Origin of the sequence: uncultured Methylobacterium sp. (genome assembly GCF_964251405.1) — a bacterium.
Taxonomy (GTDB): domain Bacteria; phylum Pseudomonadota; class Alphaproteobacteria; order Rhizobiales; family Beijerinckiaceae; genus Methylobacterium.
Genome location: NZ_CAXUJR010000034.1, coordinates 12120 through 18494, shown reverse-complemented (window position 1 = coordinate 18494; position 6375 = coordinate 12120). Strand labels below are relative to the sequence as shown.

Annotated in this window: 7 protein-coding genes and 1 pseudogene; 2 read left to right on the top strand and 6 right to left on the bottom strand. The window is 67.7% G+C overall.

Annotation, left to right across the window (positions count from 1 at the left end; translation table 11 throughout):
• Positions 1-24: 24 nt before the first annotated feature.
• The 4 genes from cysK to ACFE7U_RS08595 all read right to left on the bottom strand — a co-directional run bounded on the left by cysK (position 25) and on the right by ACFE7U_RS08595 (position 3165).
• Positions 25-999 carry a cysteine synthase A gene (gene cysK / locus ACFE7U_RS08610; protein WP_375409316.1) on the bottom strand — a complete coding sequence of 325 codons (975 nt, stop codon included), beginning with the start codon at positions 997-999 and terminating at the stop codon, positions 25-27.
• A gap of 198 nt (positions 1000-1197) precedes the next feature.
• Positions 1198-2319 carry a glycosyltransferase gene (locus ACFE7U_RS08605; RefSeq protein WP_375409315.1) on the bottom strand — a complete coding sequence of 374 codons (1122 nt, stop codon included), beginning with the start codon at positions 2317-2319 and terminating at the stop codon, positions 1198-1200.
• A 57-nt stretch (positions 2320-2376) separates the two neighbouring features.
• The gene (locus ACFE7U_RS08600; RefSeq protein WP_375409314.1) at positions 2377-2541 is read right to left on the bottom strand and encodes a hypothetical protein; all 165 of its coding nucleotides are present in this window, start codon (positions 2539-2541) and stop codon (positions 2377-2379) included.
• A 120-nt stretch (positions 2542-2661) separates the two neighbouring features.
• Entirely contained in the window at positions 2662-3165 is a 504-nt protein-coding gene (locus tag ACFE7U_RS08595; protein WP_375409313.1) for an META domain-containing protein, read from the bottom strand.
• A 336-nt stretch (positions 3166-3501) separates the two neighbouring features.
• Here ACFE7U_RS08595 and ACFE7U_RS08590 point away from each other — a divergent pair, with 336 nt between their 5' ends.
• Positions 3502-3789, top strand: coding sequence for a multiprotein-bridging factor 1 family protein (locus tag ACFE7U_RS08590; RefSeq protein ID WP_375409312.1), 288 nt, complete (start codon positions 3502-3504; stop codon positions 3787-3789).
• Between the two features lie 3 nt (positions 3790-3792).
• Here ACFE7U_RS08590 and ACFE7U_RS08585 read toward each other — a convergent pair whose 3' ends face one another.
• Together ACFE7U_RS08585 and ACFE7U_RS08580 are read right to left on the bottom strand one after the other, a co-directional pair.
• Positions 3793-5031 (bottom strand): NAD(P)/FAD-dependent oxidoreductase, encoded by a 1239-nt coding sequence (locus tag ACFE7U_RS08585; RefSeq protein WP_375409311.1) that lies wholly within the window; start codon positions 5029-5031, stop codon positions 3793-3795.
• On the bottom strand, positions 5028-5978 hold the full coding sequence (locus ACFE7U_RS08580; protein ID WP_375409310.1) for a LysR family transcriptional regulator: 951 nt from the start codon (positions 5976-5978) through the stop codon (positions 5028-5030). Before ACFE7U_RS08580 ends, ACFE7U_RS08585 begins: the two co-directional genes overlap by 4 nt.
• Before the next feature lie 188 nt (positions 5979-6166).
• On the opposite strand from ACFE7U_RS08580, the pseudogene ACFE7U_RS08575 reads away from it, so the two are divergent.
• Positions 6167-6375, top strand: a pseudogene (locus ACFE7U_RS08575) (class 1 fructose-bisphosphatase); the annotation flags it as partial.

The window sequence follows — 6375 nt, the reverse complement described above, 5'->3', positions numbered from 1 at the left end:
CGCTTGCGACATGCCAGACGATGGTCAGCCGATCCCCTCGAACAGGGCCGACGAGATGTAGCGCTCGGCGAACGAGCAGGCCACGGTGACGATGCGTTTGCCGCGGAACTCCGGGCGCTCGGCGAGCTTCAGGGCGGCGGCGACGTTGCCGCCGGTGGAGATGCCGCCGGGGATGCCTTCGAGCCGCGCCACGAGGCGCGCGGTATCGAACGCCTCCTGGTTCGAGACCGTGATCACCTCGTCCACCACAGAGCGGTCGAGGTTGTCAGGGATGAAGCCGGCGCCGATGCCCTGGATCTTGTGAGGGCCGGGTTGGCCACCGGAGATCACCGGCGAATCCACCGGCTCGACCGCGACGATCCGCAGGCCGGGCAGGCGGGGCTTGAGCACCGAGCCGACGCCCGTGATGGTGCCGCCTGTCCCAACGCCCGCCACGAAGGCGTCGAGTTGGCCCGACGTGTCGTTCCAGATCTCCTCCGCGGTGGTCTTGCGGTGGATCTCGGGGTTAGCCGGGTTCGAAAATTGCTGGGGCATCACGGCGCCGGGGATCTCGGCGAGGAGTTCCTCGGCCTTGGCGATTGCGCCCTTCATGCCCTGGGGTCCTGGGGTCAGCGCGAGTTCGGCGCCGAGGAAGGCCAGCATCTTGCGGCGCTCCAGCGACATCGTCTCGGGCATGACCAGGATCAGGCGGTAGCCGCGGGCGGCGGCCACGAAGGCGAGCGCGATGCCGGTATTGCCGGACGTGGGCTCGACGAGCGTGCCGCCCGGCTTGAGCTTGCCGGAGGCTTCGAGCGCGTCGATCATGTTGACGCCGATGCGGTCCTTGACGCTGGCGATCGGGTTGAAGAATTCGAGCTTGAGCAAGATCTCGGCCTCGATGCCCCGCTCTTTCGTGATCCGGTTCAGCCGGACCAGGGGAGTGTTGCCGATGGTCTCAGTGATCGAGCCGTAGATGCGGCCGTGGCCGGCCTTGGCGGTGGAAGCGGTGGTTTCGGCCATGGGCGTCTGAAGCTCCTCTGCGATGGCCGTCGCATGACGGCCCTGCATGACCATGAAAGGGCTATCGGGCCCCTCTCACGGTCGCATGGCGCCGGGATATCGCGTCGGATCGTGCGAGGCAATTGCCAAGCGTGGCCGGACAACAACAACCTTCTGTATCCCCTTGGGATTACCCATGCGATAGAATATTCATTTTGTCTAATCGCTGGATGAGAGATCGTTTTTCTTGCCGTGTGGGTCTCGTGATCTGCCGAGGTCGGCGCCGGCGCCCGTCCAGGCCGCGAGGAAGCGGTCGGGCATGATTGTGGAGCCGAAGGTGCTCACGACACGGCGACGCGCCGCTATGCCGATCGATCGGCGATCGGGAGCGGGCAGGGCGGCGAGGTCTGCAAGTGCTCCGGCGATCCCCTCGGCGTCGCCGGGTGGGACGAGCGTTCCGACATCGTCGAGGATCAGGCTCGAATCGCCGACGCGGGTCGCCACCGGTATCAAGCCGGCGGCCATGCCCTCGGCCAAGGCATTCGAGAACCCTTCGCCGAACGCCGAGGTGGAGACAACGATGTCTCCGGCCGCGTAGATGCGTTCGAGGTCGTCGCGTCGCCCGAGCGCGGTGGCGTTTGGCGGAAGGGTCAGCGTCTCGGTCCCGGCCCCCACCAGGAGGAAGCGGATCCGCGGCACCTGCTCCGCAACGGCCAGAAGGGTCGCGTGATCCTTCATCGGGTCGAGGCGGGCGACGTGAACCGCGACGACCGTCTCTTCCGCCAGTCCGAATTCCATCCGGACCGACGCGCGGAGCGCCGGCTCGGGCCGAAAGCGCTCGGTGTCGATCCCGTTCGGAATCACGGCGAGCCGACGCGGGCGGTAGCCCCTCGATCGATGGAAATCAGCGCCGGCTTGGCTGTTGGAGATGACGAGACCGGGCCAGCCGGACAGCCACCGGCCCAGCAGGAGCAGGCTGCCATAGCGCTCATGATCGATGTCGGAGTTGCGCAGGCCCCAGGCGAGGAGCGTTCCCCTCGGCATCCCCGCCATCCTGTGGCCGAGGGCGGCGAAGAGGTCGCCATGGTAGAGCCAGCCCTGCAGGACGACGGGCCGAAGGCGCCGGATCAAACGGACGAGCCGCATCACCGACGCGGCTGCGCCGACGATCCCCTCCGGGGCGATCACGTGGACCTCGATCCCCGCTGCCTGGAGAACCGCGAGATTGGCGCCGTCCTTCGTCAGGCTGACCACGTGCTGGGGAATGCCCCGAGACTGCAGGGCCCGGCACAGGGCGACGAGCATGGTCTCGGCCCCGCCCGTGCGCAGACCCGAGATCACATGGAGAACCGGTCGCAAGCGATCAGGCCGACATGCCGGATTGGCGTCGCGGGGATGTCAGAGGGCCGAGAGGACCATGATGGTGGCGAGGAGCGGTGCGGCTGCGGCGATCCAGATCGCGTGCCTGTCGAAGCTGCGCGCGAAGGCGTAGCGGGTCTCGTCCGGCGCGATCCCGCGGCGAAGTCCAGTGCTGCCGGTGCTCCACTCCAACCTCGAACCCATCACGCGCCTCGATCCCGCCGGAAGGCAGGATCAGGCGCTGTCGTGGTTGAGGCCGCGTGAACCGGATGGAGGGACCGTCGATCGTCGTCAACGCGGCGTTAACGGCCGCGGACCTCGTCGTCAGAGCGCGCGATCGAAGCGAAGCTCGCCCTTCTGGCTCTTGATCACGAGCTGGGAGCCGACGAGATCCCACTGACCTGCCGTGCGCAGGGCGATGAAATAGTCCTGCTCGCTGGCACCGATGCCCTTGTCGCAGGACTTCTTGGTGAGGGCGAGAGGACCGACGGCGAGGTTCTGTTCGCGCAAGGGGAAAGCGGTCGCCGCGAAGGTGTTGCATCCGCCATAGCCGCGGGCACGATACTGCTTGTCGATGATGAAGCTCGGCCGGTCAGTCCCGTTGAAGGCCTTTCCGTTCAGGCTCACCGCCGTCCACGTGGAATCGAGCGGGAAGATCTTCTCCTGAGCCTTGGCGGCCGGGACATACTGCTTCTGCTCGGCCTTGTTGCGGTTCTGCTGCCCGAATCCCGTGACGTTGTTCGACATCTGGGCGTTGGCCGCAGGTCCGGCCAACAGGGTCGTCCACGCGACGGCACAGGCCGTGGCGGCGCTCAATCTTGCTTTCATCGGTCGGCCTCCTCTCGCGCCACCATCGCGTCGATCGTCTGATAGTCCGTCCGGACCCGGCCCGGCGCGGCGACGCGGGGGGCTGGTGCCGGTCTGTGCCGGTACGTCTGTTCCACCGGATTGCATCGCCCATTCCGATAAGATTCCAGCACAAATATGGTCAAGGCCCGTGCCGGCGCTTTCGGAGGCTGTCCCGTGCCGATCGGAACCGAACCCATTCTTCGGCGGAACGAAACGGGACTGAACGATCCGGTTCCGGCTCCGTTATCCGCAGCGAAGCAGCGCGAACGAGGAGTCGGCAACGTGGCGGGATCGGACGAAGGCGCACAGGACGGCATGTCACCAATCCTCATGAGCGGGTCCCAATCGCGTGCCGCCAGAGCCCTGCTCGGCTGGTCGCAGGCCGATCTCGCCGCCAAGGTCGGGTTCGGCGAGGATGCGGTCAGCAGGTTCGAGGCCGGAACGGGCGATCCGGCCTCCGGGCAGGTCGAGGCCCTGCGCAGCGCCCTCATGAATGCGGGCATCAGCTTCAGCAACGGCACCGAGCCGGGGGTGACGCTCAGCAGCCGCGGTCGCGACGAGGGCACCCACGCCGATGACCTCACCACCGAGAACGACCGCTGAGGGTCAAACCCCTTTCGCCAGGGCCTTCAGGTCGAATCCGGGATCGGCGGCCTGCTCAGGCGTGACGGGGAGTCCGAGGGTCAGGATGCGCCGCGCCGCCATGTGGTCGGCGGCGCGATCGATCGATTCGACGGCGCTGAGGCGTCCGTCGCGGTAACGGAAAACCGAGAGGCCATTGCCCGACTGCCTGACGACGGCCTCGTCGGAGGGTGAAGACAGGCCGGCGATCTGCAGCTTGTGCGGACCCTGGTCGCTCCAGAACCACGGCACCGCGTCGTAAGGAGCGGGCCTGCCGACGAGACGGGCGGCGAGGCATCGGCCCTGGTCGACCGCGTTCTGAACGGATTCGATGCGGACGCGGTCGCCGCCTGGCAGGCCCGATGCGAAGCGGCTCGGAAAGCGCGCCGCATCGCCGATGGCAGAGATCGCCGGATCGCCGGTCGCGAGGTGCGCATCGACGACGATGCCGTCAGCGACCTCCAAGCCGGCGTCTGCCGCGATCTCCTGGTTCGGCACGACGCCAATTCCGATGAGGAGGAGGTCGGCCTTCAACGCGGTCCCGTCGGCGATGACCACGCCGGCGATCCGACCTGCCTCGGCAACGAGGTCCCGGATACCGGCACCGAACGCGAACCGCACCCCCGCCGCTTCATGGGACTGCGTGAAGTAGGACGCGGTCTGCGCCGAGACCGCGCGTGCCATCGGCCGCTCCCCGGCCTCGACGACGCCGACGGCGAGCCCGCGGGCCGCGCAGACGCTCGCGAATTCGAGGCCGATGAACCCGGCACCGACGATCACCACCGATTCCGCTCCCGCCAGGTCGGCCTGGAGGCAGTCGGCATCGGCGAGCGAGCGAAGATGATGCACCCCGGCGAGTTCGGCACCGGCCATCGGGAGGGTCCGATTGCGCGAACCCGTCGCGAGAACGAGGTGTTCGTAGGCAAACGAGGTACCGTCGTCGAGGTGGAGGACCCGTGCCTCGCGATCGATGGCGACCCCTCGTACGCCGCCGCGATGGACGATGCCATGATCCTCGAAATAGGCCGGCGCCCGGAGCGCGAGGCCGGTGGCCTCGACCTTGCCAGCCAGATAGGCCTTCGAGAGCGGCGGGCGCTGGTAGGGCAGGCCCGGCTCGTCCCCGATCAGAGTGACGGGATCGACGAACCCGCCCTCCCGCAGCGACGCGGCGACCTGGAACCCGGCCTGTCCCGCACCGAGGATGACGATGCCTGATTGGCTCACGCCTCGAACTCCGATGGGATACGCCCGGCCGAGACGTCGAGGGTCGGCAGCCAGCGTGCGCCTTCCTTGATCACGAAGTCCCAGCACGCGGCCGCGGCCGGGCCGAGCACCTTGTCGGCGCGGCGCACCGCGTACCAGTCGCGCCGGATCGGCAATCCGTGAACGTCGAGCAGGATGAGGCGACGGCTTCCGACCTCGGCCGCCACCGTATGGCCGGAGATCAGCGCGATGCCGAGGCCCGCCATCACCGCCTGCTTGATGGTCTCATTCGAGGCGGAATCGATCCCGAGCTTGGCGCGCTTGATCATCACGCCGGACATGAACTCCTCGAACACCGTGCGGGTGCCGGAGCCCTCCTCCCGCACGAGGAAGGATTCCTCGGACAGATCCGCCCGCGTCAGCCCGGAGCGGCCGGCGAGGCGATGGCCGGGCTGGGCCACCAGCACGAGGGGATGCGCGCCGAAGGTCTCCGCCTCGATGGCGAAATCACGCGGCGGCCGGCCCATGATGGCGAAATCGATGGCGTAGTTGCGAAGAGCCTCCACCGTGTCGCCACGGTTGCCAACGGCGAGGTTGATCTCAACGGCGGGGTTCTGGGCGCAGAACCCAGCGATCACCTGGGGAGCGAAATACTTCGCCGTGGACACCACTCCCATCGCGACGCGCCCGCCGCCGCCGCCCTTGAGGATCTCCAGGCGCTCGGCGCAGGTCTCCAGCACCGTGTTGATGCTGTCGATCGCCCACAGCATCTCGCGCCCGGCATCGGTGGGTTTCAGTCCGGTCGGCGTCCGGTCGAACAGGAGGAGGCCCGCTTCCTCCTCCAACTGCCGGATGCGGGCATAGAGAGCGGCCGAGGTGACGTTGAGCTCCTGGGCGGCCCGCGTCATGGTGCCGAGGCGGGAGACGGCGGCGACGGCCTGGAGCTGTTTCAGAGAGAGGTTGCGCATCCGGCTTTTCTAGTTTTTTTGGGAGTGCCCGCAAGTTTTTTCAGAATTCCTTGTGGGGAGGGTTTGCCTGCTGCAGGCTCCCTATTAAGCCCGATCCAGGCGCCGAGCGATGGACGATGACGGGCGCTTGACGGCGGAGCGAACCGGGGGTTTCTCCGGCCTCCACACTGGCAAGGGGATGGGAAATCATGTCGGCAGGATCTCTGGAGATCGGCGCCCACCTCGATGACTGCCTTGCGCAAGCCGTGGCGGCGGATGGCCGGCTGGCGGACGTGGCCGCGGTGGTCGCCGCCTGTGCCTCTGCGGCCGTCGACATCAGCGCGGTGATCGGCCGCGGTGCGCTCGGCGGCGATCTCGCTGCGCAGGGCGAGCACAACAGCGATGGCGACGTCCAGAA